Below are 19,627 nucleotides of genomic sequence, written 5' to 3'. Positions count from 1 at the left end.
TAATGGACGTACCCTTTCTCGATGTGCGTGCCATCAATGCGCGCCATGCCGACGAACTGAAGGCCGCCGCGGCGCGCGTCATCGACTCGGGCTGGTACGTGCTCGGCCAGGAACTGGCCGCCTTCGAAAGCGAGTTCGCTCAATGGTGCGGTCTGCCACACGCCGTAGGTGTGGGTAACGGGCTGGATGCGCTGTCACTGATCCTTCGCGCCTGCAAATCCCTCGGCCGGTTAGCCGATGGCGACGAAGTGATTGTTCCTGGCAATACGTTCATCGCCAGCTTCCTCGCGATCACGCAAAGCGGACTGGTTCCCATCGCCGTCGAGCCAGACCCGTCCACCTTCAATCTCGATCCCGCGGCCATCGAAGCGGCCATCGGACCGCGGACGCGCGCGATCATGCCTGTGCACCTGTATGGCCAGTTGGCCGATATGCCTGCCATCACCGCTATCGCCCATCGGCATGGCCTCCTGGTGATCGAGGACGCGGCGCAAGCCCATGGTGCCACCTGGTCGGGGCGTCGTGCGGGAGCCTTCGGCGATGCCGCGGCCTTCAGCTTTTTTCCAGCCAAGAACCTGGGTGCGCTGGGTGACGGCGGCGCGGTCGTCACCGCCGATGCCGAACTCGCCACGCGTGTCGCGGCGTTGCGCAACTACGGTTCGCTGGAGAAGTATCGCCATCTCTACCAAGGCGTGAATTCACGTCTGGATGAAATGCAGGCGGCGATGCTACGCGTGAAACTCAAGTACGTGGATGCAGATGTCACCCGTCGTCGGGCGATCGCACGGCGCTACCTCGCGTCGATCCGACATCCCGCGATCGGCTTGCCGACACTCGCGAGCGAAGAACGCCACGCGTGGCACCTGTTCGTCGTCCGCAGTGCCCAGCGCGATGCGTTGCAGGCGCACCTGCTGGCGGAGGGTATTCATGCCCAGGTTCACTATCCCGAGGCGCCGCACCGGCAGCCGGCGTATGCCGGAGCGCTGCCTGTGAGCTTGCCCCTGACGGAGTGTCTGCATGACGAAGTCCTGAGTCTTCCGATCGGACCGACACTCGGCGACGAGGCGGTCGAACACGTCATTCGGGCGTGCATGAGCTTCCGGCTGTCGACATGAGCCTGGCGCGCGCCGGTTTCTATTCAGCGATAGGCACCGCCGCGCGRCTGCTGGCCGGCCTGGTCGTCATCAAGCTGGTGGCATGGTTCGCCGGGCCCGAGGGCGTCGGCCGGCTGGGGCAGTTCATGAGCCTGATGTCRCTGCTGGCGGTGCTTGCCGGCGGTGGTATCAGCGCCGGCATCGTCAAGTACGTGGCCGAGTATCGCGGCGACCCGCAGCGCCTTTCGCGGCTACTTGCCGCCGCACTTTCCTATGCGCTGTGCGCGTCGTGCCTAATGGGCGTGGCGGCCCTGGTTTTCAGCCGGCAGCTGGCTGTCTGGATTCTCGGCGACGCCGGTTTCGAAAGCCTGATCCGCGTTCTCGCAGTCGCCCAACTGGGGATCGCTGCCGTGAACTACGTGCTGGCCGTAATCAATGGCTTCATGGACGTACGACGACTGGCCTTCATCCAGGTCATCGGCTCGGTCTTAGGCATCGCCATGGCGGTATGGCTGGCCAGCCGCTTCCAGCTCTATGGCGCGTTGCTCGCCCTCGTGCTCGGTCAGTTGGCCTGGCTTGCGGTGGCTTTGCCGTCGTGGTGGCGCAGCCCGTACTTCCGTCAGAGCCTGCCGCGGCTGCGCTTCGATCGGGAAATGAACGGCCGGCTTGCCGCCTTCTCGTTGATGACGATCAGTTCGGCCTTGCTTCCGCCGCTGGTGAACATCGCGGTACGCGATCACCTCGCTCTCCAGTTCGGCTGGCAACAGGTCGGTAACTGGCAGGCCGTGAGCAAGGTGTCGGACGCCTACCTGCTGTTCCTCACCGCGGCGATCAACATCTACTACCTGCCAAAGCTCGCCTCGATCAGTGAACGTGGAGCGCTGGTGGGCGAGTTGCGTAGTGCCTACCGGCACATCCTGCCGGTCGTGCTCTTGCTTGCCGCCCTGGTGTACGTCGCCCGCGACTGGGTGACGCGGATTCTCTTCAGTGCAGACTTCACGTCGGCCGAAGGGCTCTACGCACCGCAACTGGTAGGCGACGTGGTCAAGATCGCATCGTTCGTCCTGTCCTACGTGATGCTGGCCAAGGCCATGACCCGCCTGTTCGTGGCCTCCGAGATCGCCTTCGGCGTGAGTTACCTGCTGCTCGTCTACCTGTGCACGGCGCATTTCGGCCTGGTCGGCGCGATGTACGCCTTTGCCATCAACTACGTGGGCTACCTGATCTTCAACTTGCTGGTGGTCCGGCACTACCTCGGAGGGCTGCGTACATGACCGTCGACCTATACGAGTGGTCACACGCTCCGCTGGTATCGATACTGATTCCCGCGTTCAATCACGAGAGTTTCGTGCAGCGATGCCTGGATAGCGTGCTCGAGGATCCGTACCCGGCCAAGGAGATCGTCATCATCGATGATGGATCTACCGACCGCACGGCCGAGCGCATCGCCCATTGGGTGGCGGCCCACGGCAGCGAGATTCCCGTCGAATTCGTCCGCCGCGAGAACCGCGGTATCGCGGCGACCCTCAACGAACTGGCCGCCCGCTCACATGGGGAGTTCCTGCGCATCGGCGCCAGTGACGATTACCTCTTGCCTGGTGGCCTGGAGGCGCAGGTTCGCTACCTCATGTCGCACAGGAACAAGGGTGCGGTCATCGGCGATTCGATCGTCATCGACGGCGAAGGCAATCGGCTTCACGACAGTGGAATGATCGATCTGCACGGCGCCGACAAGCGGCTCTACGACTCCAGCGACGGCATCCGTCGTGCCGTGATCGGGCACTGGGCGATCGGTGGGCCGGTCACACTGCTGCGCAAGAGTGTGCTGGAGACCGTTGCGCGCTGGACCGAGGGCCTGCGCATCGATGACTGGGACATGTTCCTTCGCCTGGCCGCACGTGACGCGATCGGCTTTATCGATGTCACCGTGTGTGCCTATCGACTGCATGGCGCCAACTTCAGCAAGACACGGCACACCGCGACGCGCATCGTGAACCTGGTCGAATCGCGCGAGGTGGCGATGAGCCGGCTTTGCCTGTTCGACGAGCCGTATCGCACGCTGCTCCGTGCGCAGGCACAGTATATCGGCGCGAAGATCGCCTTCCTGCAGAAGCGCCACTCACGGGTCGCGCTGCACCTGGCTGCCTACGTTTCCCTGCTTGTGCTGTCCAGGCTGCGGCTGAATCGCGCCGCGCACCCCCACGTGGAGGGCGTATGAATCGTATCCTCCGCCAGCCATCGAGCTATATCGCGTGGCCGTTGTTGTTCGCTTGCGGGCTCACAGCGCTCGCCTACGATCTGCCAGCAGGGTACCTCGAAGGCATGTTGCTGCTGGTGATGGCCGCCGTCGGCATCATCCTCGTCGATGCCTTCGCAGCAATCCGCCTGCCTTCGATCGCGCGATTCCGCGCCCGTGATTACACGGGCAGCCGCGAAGCCTTCGTCGCCCTCGTTTTCGCCGCGGTCGTGATCGTCTTTTGCGGTCTCGACCTGGCGCTGTTTCCCATACCGTTGATCGACAATCCGGCCTCGTACGCCACGATGGAGCCAGGGCGCGAGCACGTGCGACATATTTCCTCACTTTGTTGGACCTTGCCGCCCATCGGATTGCTTTGCACGCGTAAGCGCGGCCTTCGTAACGCACTCATCATGATCRGCCTGGTGTTTCCGGTGCTGGTGATCGACCGTAACCGGATATTCGCAGCACTGTTTTCTTTCGCCCTGGTCATCCTGTTCCGTCGCGACGTACGCCGTCCGTTGCCATGGAAGTCGGTCGGCATCATCGGCATTCTCGGGGCGACCGTGTTCTCGGTGCTGGGTGCGGTGCGTTCGGGCTCGCTGGACAATGTGAAACTGCCCTTCAGTGCGCTGTACCGCGCTTCGCCGCAGGGCGTCAAGTGGCTGGCGCTTTACGTCAGCGCCGGCCCTTACAACTTTGCATCGATGGTGACCAAGGGCTATACGGACGCGGCCATCCTGATCGGGCAGCTCATTCCGCTCAGCGGACCCACCACAGTGGCAGCGGCGTCTATTCCTTTCGATGCGTCCAACATCAACGTGGGTACGGAGTTCCTGCCGTTTCTCCTGGCCTACGGACCCTGGGGCGCCGTCGCTTCGATGCTGCTGCTCTACGCCCTGCTGCTGTGGAGCGTGCGCCGGTTACGCGCCTCGGTGTCGCTGTTCTCGCTGCTGATCTTCCTGCGCATCGCCTATGTCTGCCTGATGTCGCCTTTCGCACCGCAGGCCTTCATCTGGACCAATGCCGCCTTCGTCATCCTCTGCCTGCTCATGCAGCTGTTCGCTGCCTTGCTGCCGACGCGGCGTGACAGCGGCACCCTCCCACTTCCCCACGAGCCCTACGCATGGAACAAGACGAGATCTATCTGATCGACCTATGGCACATCTTCCTTCGGGAGTGGCGCTGGTTCGTCGCCGTGCTCGTTATCGTGCTCGGGCTCACCTTTGCCTGGGTACACACGGCACGCAGCCAATGGGAGGCCACCGTCTGGATACAGGTGGGCCAGATCGGTTCCGCACCGCCCGGCCAGGAGATGAAGGTCGAGTCGTTCCAGCGCGTGATCTCGCGGTTGCAGACCGCTGCCTTCCGGGACGCCGTGGTTGCCAGCCTCGGTCTTCCGTTGGGGTCGCCCGAGGTGAACCTGTATGACAGGAGTTTGAAGGTCGATCCCGATGGCTATGCCAACCTCTTGAAGGTCAGCGTCCGCGCGTATTCGGCGCAGCAGGCGAGCGACCTTGCCAAGGCAACACTCGGCCAGTTGCAGGCCATCCACGCGCGCATCCGCGCCTTGCCGCTGAAGCTGGCCAACGATCGCCTCGATGAGCTCGACAGCAACCTGCATATCGCACTCGCCGACCGCGACCGCCTGGCGAGCGCTACCGCGTCCGCCGATCATGCCGCGGCAGCGCTCGCCGGGGTCCTGCTGGCAAGCAAAAACGAAGATATCCGCGCGCTGCAGCAGGCGCGCAGCGAGCTCGTCGTGCGCCTGGCGCCGAACTACACCTTCGACACCTCCACGCCATGGCCCATCTATGTGCCCGCAGGCCGTGCCTTCCCCAACAGCGTCCTCGGCATCGGTATAGGTGTCGTGTTTGGCCTGTTCCTGGCCGGCGTGGCCGCCATCGGCCGAAATGCGCTACGGCGTCGTTCAACCAAAGCACGTGCTCCCGGCACTCACTGACCCGACACACCGGAAGATGAACGACTATGAGTGCCCAATCGACACCTGAACCGATCGACGACGCGCGTCTGCTCGACACGCAACGGGCGTTCGACAGTGTCGCCGCCGACTACGACGGTCCGCGCGGCAACAATGCACTCATCCAGCGCATGCGCCAGACACTCTGGGATACCGTCGTGGGCGAACTGGGACGAGGCTCGCACCTGCTCGACATCGGCTGCGGCACGGGTATCGATGCGTCCGAATTCGCGAGGCGTGGCTACGAGGTGATGGCGACAGACTGGTCGCCATCGATGGTCGCACGCACATCGGCCCGTGCAGGCGACCCCTCATTGGGCGGCCGTCTCACCGCCAGGCACCTCGGTGTCCAGGAGCTCGGCCGTCTCGATGGCACGTTCGACGGCAGCTTCGACGGCATCTATTCCAACTTCGGACCGCTCAACTGCGCACCCGATCTGCACGACGTGGCCGCGCAGTGCGCGCGCCTCCTGCGTCCGGGCGGTGTCATGGTCTTCTCGGTGATGGGTCGCATCTGTCCCTGGGAAGCGGCGCACTACGCCCTGCGCGGCCGTTTCCGCAGGGCGGCGGTGCGTGGAGCGCGTGGCGCGACGGCGGTGGGAATGAACCGCCATACCATCTGGACGAAGTATTACCTGCCGCGCGAGTTCTACCGTCCTTTTGCCGACCATTTCCGGCTTGCCGGATACAGCGCGCTCAGCCTGTTCATGCCGCCGCCGTACATGGTCGAGCGCTACGAGCGCCGCCCGGCGTGGTATGAACGTCTTGGCCGGATCGATGATCGCTTCGGCAAGCTGCCGCTGCTGCGCGACATGGGCGATCACTTCCTGATCGTGATGCACCGGCACTAACCCCATGACCGCGTCACTGATTTCCACGCGAACGGTCCTCGAGGGTGGCCTGACCACGCTGCCGCGCGGCGTGTCGCGAGCGCCGCTGCATCTGCGCGATGGTCGTGTGGTCGCGTCGTCTGCCGACGATGTGTTTCGTGTCGACGTACGTGGGCACCGGATATTCCCTGGGCTGATTAACTCGCACGAACATCTGCAGGTCAATGCCGTACCGGCCCTGCGCGGCGCCGGGCCCTTTCCGAACAGCTACGCGTGGATCGCAGCCTTCCAGAGCCACTTTCAGAACGACGATGTCATCGCCGCGCTGCAGGTACCGAAGTCCGTCCGGTTCCGCCACGGCGCACTGAAGAACCTGCTCGCCGGCACCACCTTTGTCGTTCACCACGACCCCTGGCATCCCGTGCTCGACGCGGACGACTTCCCCGTCTCGCTGCTTCGCGACCATGGATGGAGCTATACGCTGGATGGTCCGGACTTCGGTCCGTCTGTGCGTGAAAGCTACGTTGCCACGCCTGCCGGGCGACCGTGGATGATTCATCTGGCCGAAGGTACGGATAGCGTTGCCGCCTCCGAACTCGCGCGCCTGGACGCGCTCGGTTGTCTCGGTGGCAATACCGTGCTTGTCCACGGCGTGGGCTTGGATGATGCTGACATAGAACGGGTTATTGCCCGCGACGCTGCCGTGGTCTGGTGCCCTGGCAGCAACAGGGCGCTTCTCGGCGGTACGCTCGATCCGCGTCGACTGTACGGGGCCGGCCGCCTTGCGCTGGGTACTGACTCGCGTTTGAGCGGGCGGCGCGACCTGCTCGACGAGCTGAGTGACGCCGCGGCGCGCGGTGACCTCTCGCACACGGCCCTGCTTTCCCTTGTCACGACCGACGCGGCTCGCATCTTCCGGCTAGGACTGCGAGGCAGTCTCGAGATCGGTGCGCCAGCGGACCTGGTCGTCGTACGTGATCGCGAAGGCCTTGCTGCGGACAGCCTGATCGGCCTGGCGCGCAGCGACATTCGCGCGGTCGTCCGCGACGGCGTGCCGCGCATCGCCGATCCGGATTTCGCCGCCTGGTTCGCCGCCGCCGGCGTCGAGGTCTTACCTGTGTATCTGGACGGTCGTCCGAAGCTGATCGCACGCGCCTTGTTCGATCCGGCCGTGGTCGTTCTCGAGGCCGGACTCGACGCGCACCTTTCCGATGACAAACGCGAGCCAGACCTCGCTGTGGAGGCCCGGTGTCACTGACTTCACCCCTGCCCGTACTGGATCCGCTCGAGGCGTATGCATTGTGGTCGTCGAGTTATCCGGCGCACGCGCACAATCCGGTCATGATGGCCGAGGAGCGCGCCATGCTGGCTTTGATGCCCGATAGACTGCGTGGCCGTCACGTGCTCGACGCCGGGTGCGGAAGCGGCCGGTATCTGATTCACGCGCTCCGCCGTGGCGCATCCAGGGCCATCGGCGTGGACCTTTCCCCTGCCATGCTCCAACGAGCGCGTGAGGCGCTGGGCAACGCTCTCGACGATGCAAACGTCGACCTGCGCGAAGGCGACCTCACCGCCCTGCCGGTGCCTGGCTCGACGGCCGACCTCACGGTATGCGGCCTGACCATCGGACACCTGGAGCAACTCGCGCCCGCGCTGGCCGAACTGCGCCGCGCCACGCGTCCCGGCGGACGCATCCTGTGCAGTGACGTGCATCCCATCGGCCATGCGCTGGGCTGGCAACGTGATTTCCGCGCAGGCGGCCAGCGTTACGCCGTGCGTCATACACGGCACCTGTACAGCCACTGGCACACGGCCTGCTCGACGCTCGGCCTGGCGATCGAGCGCGTGGTGGAGCCGATGCTCGATCCCGCCGACATCCCTGCCGGTGCGCACTTCGATCCGATGGCCCTCGAAGTCCCGGTGGCCCTTGTCTTCCAGTTGAGGCGTATTGCATGAACCTTCTCGACACATCGACGCCCGGCGCGGACGGGTCGCCACGGACCTTGCTGATCAACCCGACGATCACATCGCGCTCTAGTGCACGATTTCCCCTTTCACTCCTGAATCTTGCCGCAGCGCTGGACCGAAGCGGGCACAGCCGGATCGTGGACGGTAACGTCGACCGGGACCTGGTTAGCGCTACGCTGGCCGCGATCGCCAGCGACCGCTTCGACGCCGTTGGCGTCAGTGTGATGGGCGGGCCGCAGATCGCGCCGGCCATCGCGGTTTCCCGCGCGATTCGCGAGCACCATCCCCGGTTACCGATCATCTGGGGCGGCTACTTCCCGACACTCAATACGGAAACGGCGCTTTCCGCGCCCTATGTCGACTATGCCATTCGCGGGCAGGCCGAAGAGAGCCTGCCGGAACTGGTCGCAGCGCTGGCGCGTCCCGGTCCGCCTGCCATAGCGCACATAGGCAACCTCTCGTGGAAGCGCGAGGGAGCGCCCGTGCACAACCCCAGCCGGCGTTTCTCGATGGTCGACAACGGTATGGTGCTGCCGTACGAAAAGCTGGGCGACCCGCGTCGCTACCTCGCACGTACCTTCCTTGGTGAACGTACCGTATCGCACCAGGCCGCCATCGGTTGTCGCTTCCGCTGCACGTTCTGCGGAGTCAACGCGATGTTTGGCGGCATGACCGCCTTGCCGACGGCCAAGCGGCTCGAGCGCGAACTTAGCTACCTCAAGTACGAGCTCGGCGCGGACTCCATTCTCTTCTTCGACAACAACTTCTTCGATCGCGAAGTGGAGATGATTCCGTTGCTCGAGGTGATGGCGAAGCTGGAAATGCCGTGGTGGTGCTTTGCGCGCACCGACGCGCTGCTGAACCTCTCGGAGAGCACCTGGGAGCTGGTGCGCAAGAGTCGCCTGCGCATGGCCTACCTGGGCGCCGAGTCGCCGAACGGCGCCATGCTCAAGGAGATCCGCAAGGGAACGCGGCCCGACCAGACGCTGGAAGTTATCGATCTGTGCCGTCGCAACGGCGTGATTCCCGAGCTGTCGTTCATGGTGGCGCCACCGCAGAACACCGTGGAGGAGACGGAGCAGACATTCGAGTTCATCCGCGAGGTGAAGCGGATCAATCCTGCGTCGGAGATCGTGATTTACATCTACACGCCGCTGCCGGAAAGCAGCAAGCACGAGAAGGACCGAGGCAAGCGCGCATCCACGCCACTGCTGGACCTGGATGGCAAGCCACTGGTCTTTCCGTCGTCGCCTGAAGAGTGGACGGAGAAACGCTGGGTCGACTATGCCTGCCACGCCGACGCCCCCTGGCTGACGGATGACCTGCGTCGACGCATCAAGGATTTCGTGACCGTGCTGCGCTCCCGCTATCCCACCGTGCAGGACCTGCATTCGCCGTCATGGGCCAAGCGGGGGCTGAGCACGATGGCCTCATGGCGCTACCACCGTCGCCAGTACGACAGGCCTTGGGAGCTGAACCTCGCGAACCGGCTGGTGCGTCTGCGCATTCCGCAGGTTTCAGGTGCCTAAGCGAGCAACATCCGTGCACGTTACCCAGATCAATTTTCTCCGTGCCCCCGCGGGCTGCTCGCCAGACGAGTTGTTCGAACGATGGCCATCGCTGGTCGACATCCCGGAAGCGGCCGCCGCTTCGGGAACGCGTGTTTCAGTGATCCAGGTCGCCGCGCGCCAGTGCCTGGTTACCCGGCATGGCATTGACTACCACTTCGTCGACCCGGGCGGCACGCGCTCATCGGCGGCGCGCGGACGTTTCTTTGCGGATCTGGTGGCCGATATCGGTAGCGATGTCGTTCACGTGCACAGTCTCGGTTTCGCCGCGGACGCTTTTGCGGTGGCCCGGCGCCTGCCGCGCGTGCCCATCCTGATCCAGGATCACGCGGACCGCCCGCCACGTTGGTGGCGACGGGCGCAGTGGCGCGCATGGTACGCGGCGGCTTCCGGTATCGCTTTCACCTCACCGGGGCTTGCGGGTCCGTTTACGCGCGCCGGGCTATTCGCACAACGGACACGGCTGTTCGCCATTCCGGAATCGAGCAGCCGGTTCCATCCGGGCGATCGTACGGCCGCGCGAGCCGAGACGGGCATGGCGGGCGATCCCTGCGTGATATCGGTGGGGCACCTCAGTCATGGCAAGGATCCGCTGGCCGTGCTGGATGGCGTCGCGCGCGCTTCGCAGCGGCTTCCCGGTATACAGCTCTACCTTGCCTTCGGACGTGCTCCGCTGCTGGACGAGGTGCGCCACCGAATCGATAGCGACCCGCGCCTGCACGGCCGCGTACACCTGCTAGGTCCTCAGCCGCACGCACGGATCGAGATGCTGATGCGTAGTGCAGACCTCTTCGTCTCGGGAAGCCTGGGCGAAAGTTGTGGTTTCGCTTTGCTCGAGGCATTGGCCTGTGGAGTGACCCCGGTGGTCACGGATATCCCGTCGTTTCGCTCGCTGACGGGTAATGTGGTCGGCGAGCTGTGGCCGTGCGGAGACAGCGGGCGCCTGGCCGACGCATTGGTTCGTGCAGCGGGTATTCGTCCCTCGCGCGCGGACGTGCGCGCCTTTTTCGACGCTACGCTTTCGTTCGCCGCCGTCGGTCGCCAATGGGCGGAGGCCTATGCAAGGCTGCTCGCCGATCGCCGGGAGGGCCGGTCATGAAGATCGCCATCGTTGTTCCCGGGGGCATGGATCGCACGGGAGAATATCGAGTCATTCCCGTCTTCCTGGCCCTGGTGGTGCGGCTCGCTCGCCGTCACGACGTGCATGTGTTCGTCCTGCATCAGGAGCCGCTGCCGGCTACCTGGTCCTTGATGGGTGCCACTGTGCATAACATTGGCGATGGGTGGCCCCGCCTGCGGGCCATAGCGGCTATTCGTGCGGAGCATCGCCGTTCGCCGTTCGCCCTGGTCCACGCCATTTTTTCCGGATCGTGCAGTCTTATCGCGGTGACGGCGGCAAAGCTGTTGCGCATCGCGAGCCTCGTGCACATCGCTGGCGGTGAACTCGTCGCGCTTCATGCCATCGGCTATGGCGGCCGTCGCCGATGGAAGGGGCGTCTTCGCGAGGCCGTCATGCTTCGGGCCACCGATGCCGTGACCGCTGCAAGCGCTCCGATCGTCGATGCTCTGGCGGCACTGGGTGTCCCGGCGCGACGCATTCCGCTAGGCGTCGACACAGCCGCGTGGCCGCCGCTCGCTCCCCGCCTTCGCGTCGCTCCTAAAGCCCGACTGATTCACGTCGCCAGCCTCAATCTGGTCAAAGACCAGGCGACGTTGCTCCGCGCACTGGCGGCAGTGCGTGACGCCGGCGTCGACTTCGAGATCCAGATCGTCGGCGTCGACACGCTTGAAGGAAAGATGGCCGTCCTGGTTCATCAGTTGGGCCTCGAGGATCGCGTGCGCTTCCTGGGCTTCCGCACGCAGCGCGAACTGCGTCCCCTCGTCGCGGCGTCCGATCTTCTGGTCATGTCTTCGATTCATGAGGCCGGGCCGCTCGTGCTTCTCGAGGCAGCGGTGACCGGTGTGCCCACGGTCGGTACGGCCGTGGGCCACATCGCGGAGTGGTCGCCACTAGCGACGCTCGCCGTCCAGGTTGGCGATTGGGTGGGTCTTGCCGCAGCCATCCAGCGCGTCCTGGGCGACGAGGCATTGCGTTGCAGGCTGGCCGCAGCCGCGCAGCGGATGGCACTCGCCGAGGACGCCGACTACACCGCGCGAACCTTTGACTGCCTATATCACGAGCTGCTGGCGCGGCGCGGCGACGCCGCCTAGGCGGAGGGGCCCTAGGCGAGAGGTGCCGCGGGCTCGAGCGCCGCTCGTACGACGTACAGCGTATCCATGCGCGGCACCGGGCGCGTCAGCCACGTGAGAATGCGCCGACGATGACCTTGGGTGACCCAGCTCTGGCCCTGTAGCCACAGCTGTGTGCGCACCATGTCAGCGCGTTCCTGGACGCTTTCGGCCGACGGACGCAGGCGGTTGCGGAGGCATCGCGCCACCTCGCCGACGTTGCGCGACCACTCGACGCCGGGCAGCGCGCGCAGCCACAGGTCCGAGCAGGACACATCGGTCAGCGTCCACCGCCGCGACATGGCACGGAGCAGAGGGGGGCATTCGCGCTGCAGACGAGCGAGGATCGGCGGCGGTACCGCGTGGGCGTAGTAGCGTGCGACAAGGTTGAGCGGTGGCAGGGCCCACCAGGCAGATCCGACTTGCGCGTCGGCCCATAGGGCCTGCCAGTCGCTTTCCACCATGCGCGTCGAAAGGAGGGAGATATCGTTCAGGTGCATCAGTCGGAGGCTGCGGCCGCATATGTTGCCGGCAGCGTGCAGCAACAGGTGGCTCATCAACGCGCCGTTCGACGGATACGCGTTGAGGCCGGGCCGTGGATGGCTGGGGTAGATACGCGAGGTGATGTCGACCGTGGAGACGGGGAGCCGTTCCTGGATGCGCGTATGCAGTTCGATAGTGACCGGCGTGTCGCGATGCTCGCCAAGCCCTGAAACAGCATGGCTGTCGATAGGCTTGAACACGCGGTGCTTCCATTGCACGAACGATTCCTCGTAGCCCAGTTCGCAGAGAAGGGCCGTCACGGAGCCGACATCATCTTCGCGGACGAGCAGGTCGATATCGGCCATGGGACGATCGCCCGGCGCATAAATCCCGAGCGCGTGTAGCGCGGAACCCTTGAGCGGAACGATCGCGACGCCTACATCGCGCGCACCCTGGTCGATGCGATCGAGCAGCGTGGCAATACGTCGATACCTTTTTTCTACGTGGTCCCGCTGGGTGGCGAGAAAGAGTCGCCACGCGGGCTTCTGCCAGGTCGACAGGCGACTGAGCAGGGGCGAGACCCCATGGGCCAYGGCCACGGCCGAAGCCAGTCGCCATTCGAGATCGGTCCACGCCGGTAGCTGGGTGCCCGGACGGGCCAGCGCGAGTTCCGCGGCGAGCGATTCGGTCGTGCGACGAAGGCCGCTGCGTACGAGCTTCAGCGAGGGCATCATGACGGTACCTACAGTAGGGGCAGGGCGATGGTCTGCATCGCCATGAACGGCGAGGGCGTCGGCTGTTCGCTACGATGTTCGGATTCGTTCGCAAACAGTTGGTTCCAGCGGCTTTCGAGCAAGGCATGCGCCTCGCTTCGCTCGACAGGCGAGAGGGTGTCGCGCGCCTGACGCAGGTTGACCTGCTGGTGGAGCAGGTCGCGCATGCTTCGGTAGAAGTCGGAATCGTAGGCCCCGCGGAACATCATGGCGAGGTCGTTGCTGTCGCGCCAATGGGTCTTCCGGCCGAGTTGCGCCTTCACTTCTTCATAGAACTTCGTACCTGGCAGCGGATAGGACACGCTGACACCGATATCGTCCGGAGCAGCCTCGGCGACCAGATCGCGGGTGGCGAGCAGATCGGTCAGCTGCTCGCCGAGGTATCCCAGCTGGATGAAGAACCCCACGCGCACGCCGTGCTCGCCGAAGCGTTGGCGCGCTGCGATCAGCTCGGCAACCGTGGTGCCTTTGTTCATTCGATCGAGCACGCGTTGACTCCCGCTTTCTGCACCGATCCAGGCTTCGGCGCAACCGGCGTCGGCCAGCGCGGCGACCATGCGCTCGCTGCCCAGGTCGGCGCGGGTCTGAATGGTGAAGGGCACGGAGCCGTCGCTCTCGTGGAGGTGCTCGGCGAAGGCGGTCACCCAATCGACATGGAAGCCGAAGATGTCGTCGGCCATCCAGATGTGATCTGGCCGRAACGTGTGCTTGAGGTATGTCATCTCCGCGGCGACGTCTTCCGCGTTGCGCTGCTTGTAGTGATTGCCCCATATGGGCTTGGCGCACCAGTTGCAGCGGAACGGGCAACCGCGTGACGCGGCCATGTTAAGGCTGAAGTAGCCGTGCCGTTCCTGCCACAACGACCGGTAGCGTTCGATGTCGACCAGGTCCCACGCGGGGCGCCCGACCACGCGCGGGTCCGGCGGGACGGCGCCCAGGCGGACCAGCTCGGTCTTTCCATCGACGAGCGTGGCCACGCCGGAAAGGCCGGCGGTCCAGCTGATGGGATCGATGTCCGGCGTGCGTTGCAGCCGGTCGACCAGGGCCGCCAGCGCGGCGATGCCTTCGCCAACCAGGACCGCATCGGCTCCTGCGGCGAGAAAGGCCTCTGGCTGGTCCGACGCGTCGGAGCCGGCGACGATGACCCGCGCGCCGTAGGCACGGGCCTCGGCGATCATCTGGCACGCCGCGTCGCGCATCCGACTGAGGCACATCTTGGTCAGGTAATTGAAGTTATCTTCATAGATGACGACGAGATCGGGACGCGCGGCATGCAAGGCGCCGGCGTACTCTTCGACGCCGCCGGCGAGCATGGCATCGAATAACGCCAGTTCGTGGCCCATCTCGCGAAGCAGGGCCGCCACCTGGATCGTGGCGAGGGGTGGATAGGGTTTGCCGCGTTCCCACTGCTTCGGATCGTATCGAAGGAAGTAGGAGTGGCCGACCTGAATCTTGAGCATGTCGGGGGAACCTCGATCATCGCATTGGTCCGTGAGTGCCCCCGGGCACCCAGACGGTTGCCTTGATGGCAGCATCACCGCGTCACCGTTTCCTTACGCAACCTTTCCGCCGGTGCCGTGCACCCATGGGCATCACCTGCCGGGATGCCGCATGGCCCAGAACACCCTTACGGGCATTGGCGACATTGGCGCCGATCCCTTCTTCGAGCGCTCGCCTTATCCCTTCGCCATGGTCAAGACCATCCTCGGGGCGCAGTTCAGCTTCGACAGCACCCATCCGGCGCTGCTCGAGCTGGTGGAGGCGGCGTACGGTGGTCTGGCGGGCCCCCGGTCCGGAACGCTACTGCCGGCATTCCGTGTCGAGCTGCGCCTGTTGCCGCGACATCGCGCGGCGGTGTGCGACGAGCCGCCGCGCGTACTCACGCAATCGGGGGCGGGCGTGATCTGCGGCATCATGGATGCATCCAACTACGTGATCGTCGACCACACGCGCCATCAGGCTCTGGTGGTGGTGTCGGAAGACATGCTCGACCGGCCGTATCACGTGCGTTACGAACTCATCGAATTCGCCGTCTTCGTGCTCGCCGCACGCGGCATGGACCTCGTTCCGCTGCACGGCGCCTKCCTGGGTCTCGATGGCCGCGGCGTTCTCCTTCTCGGCGCCAGTGGGGCCGGGAAGTCAACACTCGCCCTTCATGGGTTGCTCGAGGGAATGGACTTCGTCGCCGAGGATGCGATCTTCGTCGACCCGCGCAACATGGAAGCGCGCGGCGTCGGTAATTTCCTGCACGTGCGCGAGGATGCCTTGCGCTTCATCGACGAGGGTCCGATGCGCCGATGGATCGAGGGTTCGCCGACCATACGGCGGCGCAGCGGCGTGGAGAAATTCGAAGCCGACCTTCGTCATGGTGCTGGCAACGTCGCAACGGCACCGCTGGCATTGATGGGCGCGGTGTTCATATCCGCTGAGGTGGTCGACGCCGCCGCCGACATGCTCCTGCCGCTGGAGCACCATGAGATTGCACCCCTGCTGCTGGCTGACCAGTCCTATGCGTCCACCCAGGCCGGATGGCACCGCTTTGTCCACCAGCTGGCAGACATGGAGGTGCACGTGCTCCGGCGTAGCCGTCACCCGAGCGCTTCGGTCGATGCCTTGCGGCGGTTGCTGACCTCAAACCACGTCGCGAGCGCATGACGATGAAGGACGCGATGGCGGCCGCGGGCTTGCCTGCTCTCCTGCGATCACTCGTCGCGAACCTGCCAACGCCGGACCGCTGGAAAGTCTGCATTTACGTGGCTCTCTCGCTGGGTGCGGCGCTCGCCGGTGCGCTTGCCGCCGTGTTGCTGGTGCCATTGGTGCAGCCGGACGCACGGCTGCCGTTCGCGGGCCGCTGGTTCCACGCGTCCATGAGCGTGGGCTGGCGGACGGTGGCCTTCACCGGTGTCACGCTCGCGTTCGCCGTGTTGCGCTGGCGGGCGTCCTGCCTCGGCGCGCGTCTTGCCGGCCGCTACGGCATGCGCCTGCGCCGCCAGGTGCATGCGCGCCTGATCGCTGCCGACATCCGCCCTCTCGCCGCTGCCAGTTCAGCGGAAATCGCCAATGTCCTTACCTACAATGTCGAGATCGTCGTGACGGGTTTCAGCGCCTTGCAGCAGTTGCTCGTCGCCGGGATCACCGCCACGGTCAGCCTCTCGCTGGCTTTCTGGGTGTCGCCCCCGCTGCTGCTGGTCGCGCCGCCGCTGGCTGTCCTTGCGCTGCTTGCATCGCGTTTTTACACGCGCGAACAGATCGAGGTGGGCCGCCGCTACGTGACGGACCTGACGCGGCTGTTCTGGTACAGCGAGGATTTTCCCCGTCGGCTTCGCCACGTCCGTTCGTTCGGCCGCGAGGACGTCGAGCGCGACGGCTACGGCGAGGTATCCGAAGACCTGTCGCGAGGCTACGCGCGTCAACTGGAACTGGTCGCCTCGGGCCGGCTGATCCTCGAGGTACTGGCGGTCGGCGGTATCGCCGTACTGTTCGTCCTCGCGCAGCGCTGGCAGGGCATCGACCAGGGCGCGTTGATCGCGGTATGCCTTCTGCTCGGCCGGCTGTTGCCCTACCTGGTGTCGACACGGCAGAGCATCCAGCAGATGCGCTCGGCCGCGCCCGCCTTTGAACTGTGGCAGCGCTACATGCATCTGCCGACGTCCGATGCGCCAACTTCGGCGAGCGCATGGCCGAAAATCCCGGATGCCGGGGTCCATTTCCGGCGCGTGCATGTCACGCCACCGGTACGCGGCGTCGAGCTCGGTGAGCTGGTCATGCGGCCCGGCGAGCTCGTGCTCATCCAGGGCGATTCCGGCATCGGCAAGAGCAGCCTCGTCGATGTTCTCGCCGGCATGACGCGACCCGTGGTCTTCGACGCGCGTATCGACGGGCAGGCCATGGATTACGACACCTGGCGCGCTTACGTCCGTCACGGTGCCTACGTCAGCCAGAGCGTGCGTCCGTGGCAGGCTACCATCCGTGACTGCCTGCGCTGGGCAGCACCCTCGGCGACCGATGGGCAATTGTGCGAGGCGCTGCGCGATGTCGGCCTCGACAAGCGCCTGGATACCGCCTTGCACGATGCGTCCAGTCGGCTGTCCGGCGGTGAGCTGCAACGCCTGCTGCTGGCCCAGGTGATCCTGCACGAGCCCGCAGTCGCCGTGCTCGATGAGGCCACCGGGGCGCTGGACGCCGCCTCGGAACTAGCAGTGCTCTCGGCGATGAAGCGTCGCCTGCCACGAAGCCTGCTGATCGTCGTGTCCCATCGGGAAGGCGTTTCCGTCCTGGCCGACCGTTGCGTGACCGTCGGCCCCACCTTTCGGTCTATTGTTCCTTCACGCGCCGGAGCCTAACGTCGGCGTCGTCCACCGGGGGGAAGGCCATGCGCGTCACCACGAAATCCATCGCGATGCTGGCCGGGCTCGTCTTCGCCCTCGCCTGCGGTCACTTACAGGGGCCCGGGCAACCGTCATTCGACGGTGTCGCCGCTTCGCATCGCGGCGACTTCTGGAGTACGGACCCCTGCGGTCCGCATCGTCCCATGGTCGCCATCTGCCGCATGCTGCGCCCCGTTCGCGGCTGAACCGCCAACTGAGCTAGGCTAGCCGCGGGACACAGGGGATTCCTATGCGCTGCCTGCTCGCCGTTGCGACCGTACTGATCCTGGGCGCCGCACCGGCCCGGGCCGGACGGGTGGTTATCGAGGTCGTGGATACGAACGGGCATCCCGTGGCGGATGCGGTGGTGAGCCTTGCACCCATGCCTGGCACCACGTCACGCACGATCCCAGCGGCCACCCGCTACGTCGACCAGAAGGACGAAACCTTCCTCCCCTACGTCACCGCGCTGCACGCCGGTGACAGTGTGATCTTCCGCAACAGTGACAACACGCGGCACCACGTCTACTCGTTTTCGGACATGGTCAAGTTCGAATACATGCTCGGCCCCGGTGAAAGTTCGCCCGCGCTGCTGATGAAGAACCCCGGCAACGCCGCGGTCGGCTGCAACATCCACGACCAGATGCTCACTTACCTCTATGTGACGAAGGATCCCGAGATGGCGACGACCGACGCACAGGGCAGGGCGAGCATCGATGGGGTCAATGACGRGCAGTACCGCGCCCATGCCTGGCATCCGCAACTGCGCCCCGGGGTGACCTTGCCGATCCAGGGCGTCACCGTGAGCGAGGCCGCTCCGGCCACCGTCCGTTTCAACCTCGCCCTGCTGCCCGATCCGCGCGGCGCGATGGATCGCGAACACATCGGATACTGAGCGGACCATGCGGGTCCTCGGCTTCCGCACCCGGCTGGCGATGTTCTTCGTCGCCACGCTGATCCTGGTCCAGGGCCTCACCGCCGTACTGGCCTACGATGTCGCGCGACGACAGCTGGTCAAGGAAGGTGGCCGCCAGCTGAGCGCGAATGCCGGCGCCTTCGTGGCGCAGATGAACGATCTGTCGGCCAGCGTCGCCAACGGCGTGCAGATCATGTCGCTAGACTACGGCCTGCGCTCGGCCATCGGCGCGCGGGACAAGGAAACCATTCTTTCCGTCCTGCGAAACCACGGCCGTCGTGTCGGCGCATCGCGCACGCAGCTGCTCGATCTCGATGGCAAAGTCCAGGCCGATACGATGGCCGGCGCCGATGACGGCCAGCCGTTCGCGTTCCCCGATCTGCTGGGCCGGGCCTTTAACGAGCGCACGGCCGCCGTTGCCGTTATCGACGGCAAGGCCTTCTGGGTGGTCGTTGTTCCGATTTACGCGCCCCAACCGGTCGGCCTGGTGGTCGCCAGCATTCCGGTCGACGACGCCTTGATCGCGCATATGCAACAGCTTTCCGCCTTGCCTCGCGACATCGAGCTCGCCACGCCGAGCGGTTCCGGCCATTACGCGGTGATCGCGCGTGGTAGCAGCCAGTCCGAGCTCACGGTGAGTTTCTCCGCCAGCGACCGGTCGCTGCCTACTCAACCCACCGCATTAACCATCGGCGGTCGCGACTACCTCGTGCTCGCGCAGTTACTTCGCCAGCCGAAAGGCAGTGGCGCAGTCTATGCGGTACTCGGCTACTCGCTCGACGACGCGTTGCGTCCCTATAAGGCCGTCTGGAATGCGTGGCTGCTCCTGCTCGCGCTCGGCCTTGCCGCCGGTTTGCTCGTTTCCTGGCTGGTGGCCCGAGGTGTTTCGCGCCCGGTCGAGGCCCTGGCTGCCGCGGCGCGGCGCATCGCCGGTGGCGACTACCGGGATGCGCCCGAGGTGCGTCGCCGCGACGAGATCGGCGAACTAGCAACCGCCTTCCGCACCATGGGCGACGCGGTACGCGAACGCGAACTGCGCATTCGCCACCAGGCCATGCACGACGGTGTCACCGGGCTACCGAACCGGGCGGCGGCCGAGGAGGCGATCGATCAGGACCTCGCCACCGCAGCGGGCCAGCAGGGTGCACTGTTGATCGTCGGCGTCACACGGCTGCCGGACAT

General features: G+C 65.3%; 18 protein-coding genes. 16 read left to right on the top strand and 2 right to left on the bottom strand.

The window, feature by feature from the left end:
* Window positions 1-2 precede the first annotated feature (2 nt).
* Genes AC1DT2_RS01570 through AC1DT2_RS01520 form a run of 11 tightly spaced genes read left to right on the top strand, consistent with a single transcriptional unit; the run spans window position 3 to window position 11,888 of the window.
* On the top strand, window positions 3-1,115 hold the full coding sequence (locus AC1DT2_RS01570) for a DegT/DnrJ/EryC1/StrS family aminotransferase (protein WP_477293734.1): 1,113 nt from the start codon (window positions 3-5) through the stop codon (window positions 1,113-1,115).
* Window positions 1,112-2,368, top strand: a complete 1,257-nt coding sequence (locus tag AC1DT2_RS01565; protein ID WP_477293732.1) for an O-antigen translocase — start codon at window positions 1,112-1,114, stop codon at window positions 2,366-2,368. Before AC1DT2_RS01570 ends, AC1DT2_RS01565 begins: the two co-directional genes overlap by 4 nt.
* Window positions 2,365-3,312, top strand: coding sequence for a glycosyltransferase (locus AC1DT2_RS01560; protein ID WP_477293730.1), 948 nt, complete (start codon window positions 2,365-2,367; stop codon window positions 3,310-3,312). The genes AC1DT2_RS01565 and AC1DT2_RS01560 overlap by 4 nt, the downstream gene beginning before the upstream one ends.
* A complete protein-coding gene (locus AC1DT2_RS01555) occupies window positions 3,309-4,481 on the top strand; it encodes a hypothetical protein (RefSeq protein ID WP_477293728.1) in 1,173 nt (390 codons plus the stop codon). Before AC1DT2_RS01560 ends, AC1DT2_RS01555 begins: the two co-directional genes overlap by 4 nt.
* The gene (locus AC1DT2_RS01550) at window positions 4,457-5,293 is read left to right on the top strand and encodes a Wzz/FepE/Etk N-terminal domain-containing protein (protein WP_477293726.1); all 837 of its coding nucleotides are present in this window, start codon (window positions 4,457-4,459) and stop codon (window positions 5,291-5,293) included. The genes AC1DT2_RS01555 and AC1DT2_RS01550 overlap by 25 nt, the downstream gene beginning before the upstream one ends.
* 26 nt (window positions 5,294-5,319) lie before the next feature.
* Window positions 5,320-6,162, top strand: a complete 843-nt coding sequence (locus tag AC1DT2_RS01545) for a class I SAM-dependent methyltransferase (protein WP_477293724.1) — start codon at window positions 5,320-5,322, stop codon at window positions 6,160-6,162.
* Between the two features lie 4 nt (window positions 6,163-6,166).
* Complete coding sequence (locus tag AC1DT2_RS01540; RefSeq protein WP_477293722.1) at window positions 6,167-7,399, top strand: amidohydrolase family protein; 1,233 nt, start codon at window positions 6,167-6,169, stop codon at window positions 7,397-7,399.
* Entirely contained in the window at window positions 7,396-8,097 is a 702-nt protein-coding gene (locus tag AC1DT2_RS01535) for a class I SAM-dependent methyltransferase (protein WP_477293758.1), read from the top strand. The genes AC1DT2_RS01540 and AC1DT2_RS01535 overlap by 4 nt, the downstream gene beginning before the upstream one ends.
* Complete coding sequence (locus AC1DT2_RS01530) at window positions 8,094-9,638, top strand: B12-binding domain-containing radical SAM protein (protein WP_477293720.1); 1,545 nt, start codon at window positions 8,094-8,096, stop codon at window positions 9,636-9,638. The genes AC1DT2_RS01535 and AC1DT2_RS01530 overlap by 4 nt, the downstream gene beginning before the upstream one ends.
* 13 nt (window positions 9,639-9,651) lie before the next feature.
* Complete coding sequence (locus tag AC1DT2_RS01525) at window positions 9,652-10,776, top strand: glycosyltransferase family 4 protein (RefSeq protein WP_477293718.1); 1,125 nt, start codon at window positions 9,652-9,654, stop codon at window positions 10,774-10,776.
* Entirely contained in the window at window positions 10,773-11,888 is a 1,116-nt protein-coding gene (locus AC1DT2_RS01520) for a glycosyltransferase family 4 protein (protein ID WP_477293716.1), read from the top strand. The genes AC1DT2_RS01525 and AC1DT2_RS01520 overlap by 4 nt, the downstream gene beginning before the upstream one ends.
* Before the next feature lie 11 nt (window positions 11,889-11,899).
* Here the strand turns inward: AC1DT2_RS01520 and AC1DT2_RS01515 are convergent, their stop codons facing one another.
* Both AC1DT2_RS01515 and AC1DT2_RS01510 read right to left on the bottom strand, forming a co-directional pair.
* On the bottom strand, window positions 11,900-13,123 hold the full coding sequence (locus tag AC1DT2_RS01515; RefSeq protein WP_477293714.1) for a nucleotidyltransferase family protein: 1,224 nt from the start codon (window positions 13,121-13,123) through the stop codon (window positions 11,900-11,902).
* Between the two features lie 8 nt (window positions 13,124-13,131).
* Window positions 13,132-14,622: a B12-binding domain-containing radical SAM protein gene (locus AC1DT2_RS01510; RefSeq protein WP_477293712.1), complete on the bottom strand. Its 1,491-nt coding sequence runs from the start codon at window positions 14,620-14,622 to the stop codon at window positions 13,132-13,134.
* A gap of 151 nt (window positions 14,623-14,773) precedes the next feature.
* Here AC1DT2_RS01510 and AC1DT2_RS01505 point away from each other — a divergent pair, with 151 nt between their 5' ends.
* The 5 genes from AC1DT2_RS01505 to AC1DT2_RS01485 form a co-directional block, all read left to right on the top strand.
* Entirely contained in the window at window positions 14,774-15,817 is a 1,044-nt protein-coding gene (locus tag AC1DT2_RS01505; RefSeq protein WP_477293710.1) for a phosphoenolpyruvate carboxykinase (ATP), read from the top strand.
* On the top strand, window positions 15,814-17,505 hold the full coding sequence (locus AC1DT2_RS01500; protein ID WP_477293708.1) for an ATP-binding cassette domain-containing protein: 1,692 nt from the start codon (window positions 15,814-15,816) through the stop codon (window positions 17,503-17,505). Before AC1DT2_RS01505 ends, AC1DT2_RS01500 begins: the two co-directional genes overlap by 4 nt.
* Window positions 17,506-17,534: 29 nt before the next feature.
* A complete protein-coding gene (locus AC1DT2_RS01495; RefSeq protein WP_477293706.1) occupies window positions 17,535-17,735 on the top strand; it encodes a hypothetical protein in 201 nt (66 codons plus the stop codon).
* Between the two features lie 44 nt (window positions 17,736-17,779).
* Complete coding sequence (locus tag AC1DT2_RS01490) at window positions 17,780-18,424, top strand: cupredoxin domain-containing protein (RefSeq protein ID WP_477293704.1); 645 nt, start codon at window positions 17,780-17,782, stop codon at window positions 18,422-18,424.
* A 7-nt stretch (window positions 18,425-18,431) separates the two neighbouring features.
* The coding region (locus tag AC1DT2_RS01485) for a HAMP domain-containing protein (protein WP_477293702.1) at window positions 18,432-19,627 on the top strand (1,196 nt) is incomplete at its 3' end.

This window comes from Luteibacter sp. P4_E6, assembly GCF_056401535.1.
The sequence above is the reverse complement of the archived record's forward strand: the minus strand, read 5'-3'. Positions and strand labels throughout refer to the sequence as shown.

Bases quoted from the DNA above. Each gene is read 5' to 3' on its own strand.
- AC1DT2_RS01570 (WP_477293734.1), top strand. From the start codon at position 3: ATGGACGTACCCTTTCTCGATGTGCGTGCCATCAATGCGCGCCATGCC.
- AC1DT2_RS01560 (WP_477293730.1), top strand. From the start codon at position 2,365: ATGACCGTCGACCTATACGAGTGGTCACACGCTCCGCTGGTATCGATA.
- AC1DT2_RS01550 (WP_477293726.1), top strand. From the start codon at position 4,457: ATGGAACAAGACGAGATCTATCTGATCGACCTATGGCACATCTTCCTT.
- AC1DT2_RS01545 (WP_477293724.1), top strand. From the start codon at position 5,320: ATGAGTGCCCAATCGACACCTGAACCGATCGACGACGCGCGTCTGCTC.
- AC1DT2_RS01540 (WP_477293722.1), top strand. From the start codon at position 6,167: ATGACCGCGTCACTGATTTCCACGCGAACGGTCCTCGAGGGTGGCCTG.
- AC1DT2_RS01530 (WP_477293720.1), top strand. From the start codon at position 8,094: ATGAACCTTCTCGACACATCGACGCCCGGCGCGGACGGGTCGCCACGG.
- AC1DT2_RS01520 (WP_477293716.1), top strand. From the start codon at position 10,773: ATGAAGATCGCCATCGTTGTTCCCGGGGGCATGGATCGCACGGGAGAA.
- AC1DT2_RS01500 (WP_477293708.1), top strand. From the start codon at position 15,814: ATGACGATGAAGGACGCGATGGCGGCCGCGGGCTTGCCTGCTCTCCTG.
- AC1DT2_RS01495 (WP_477293706.1), top strand. From the start codon at position 17,535: ATGCGCGTCACCACGAAATCCATCGCGATGCTGGCCGGGCTCGTCTTC.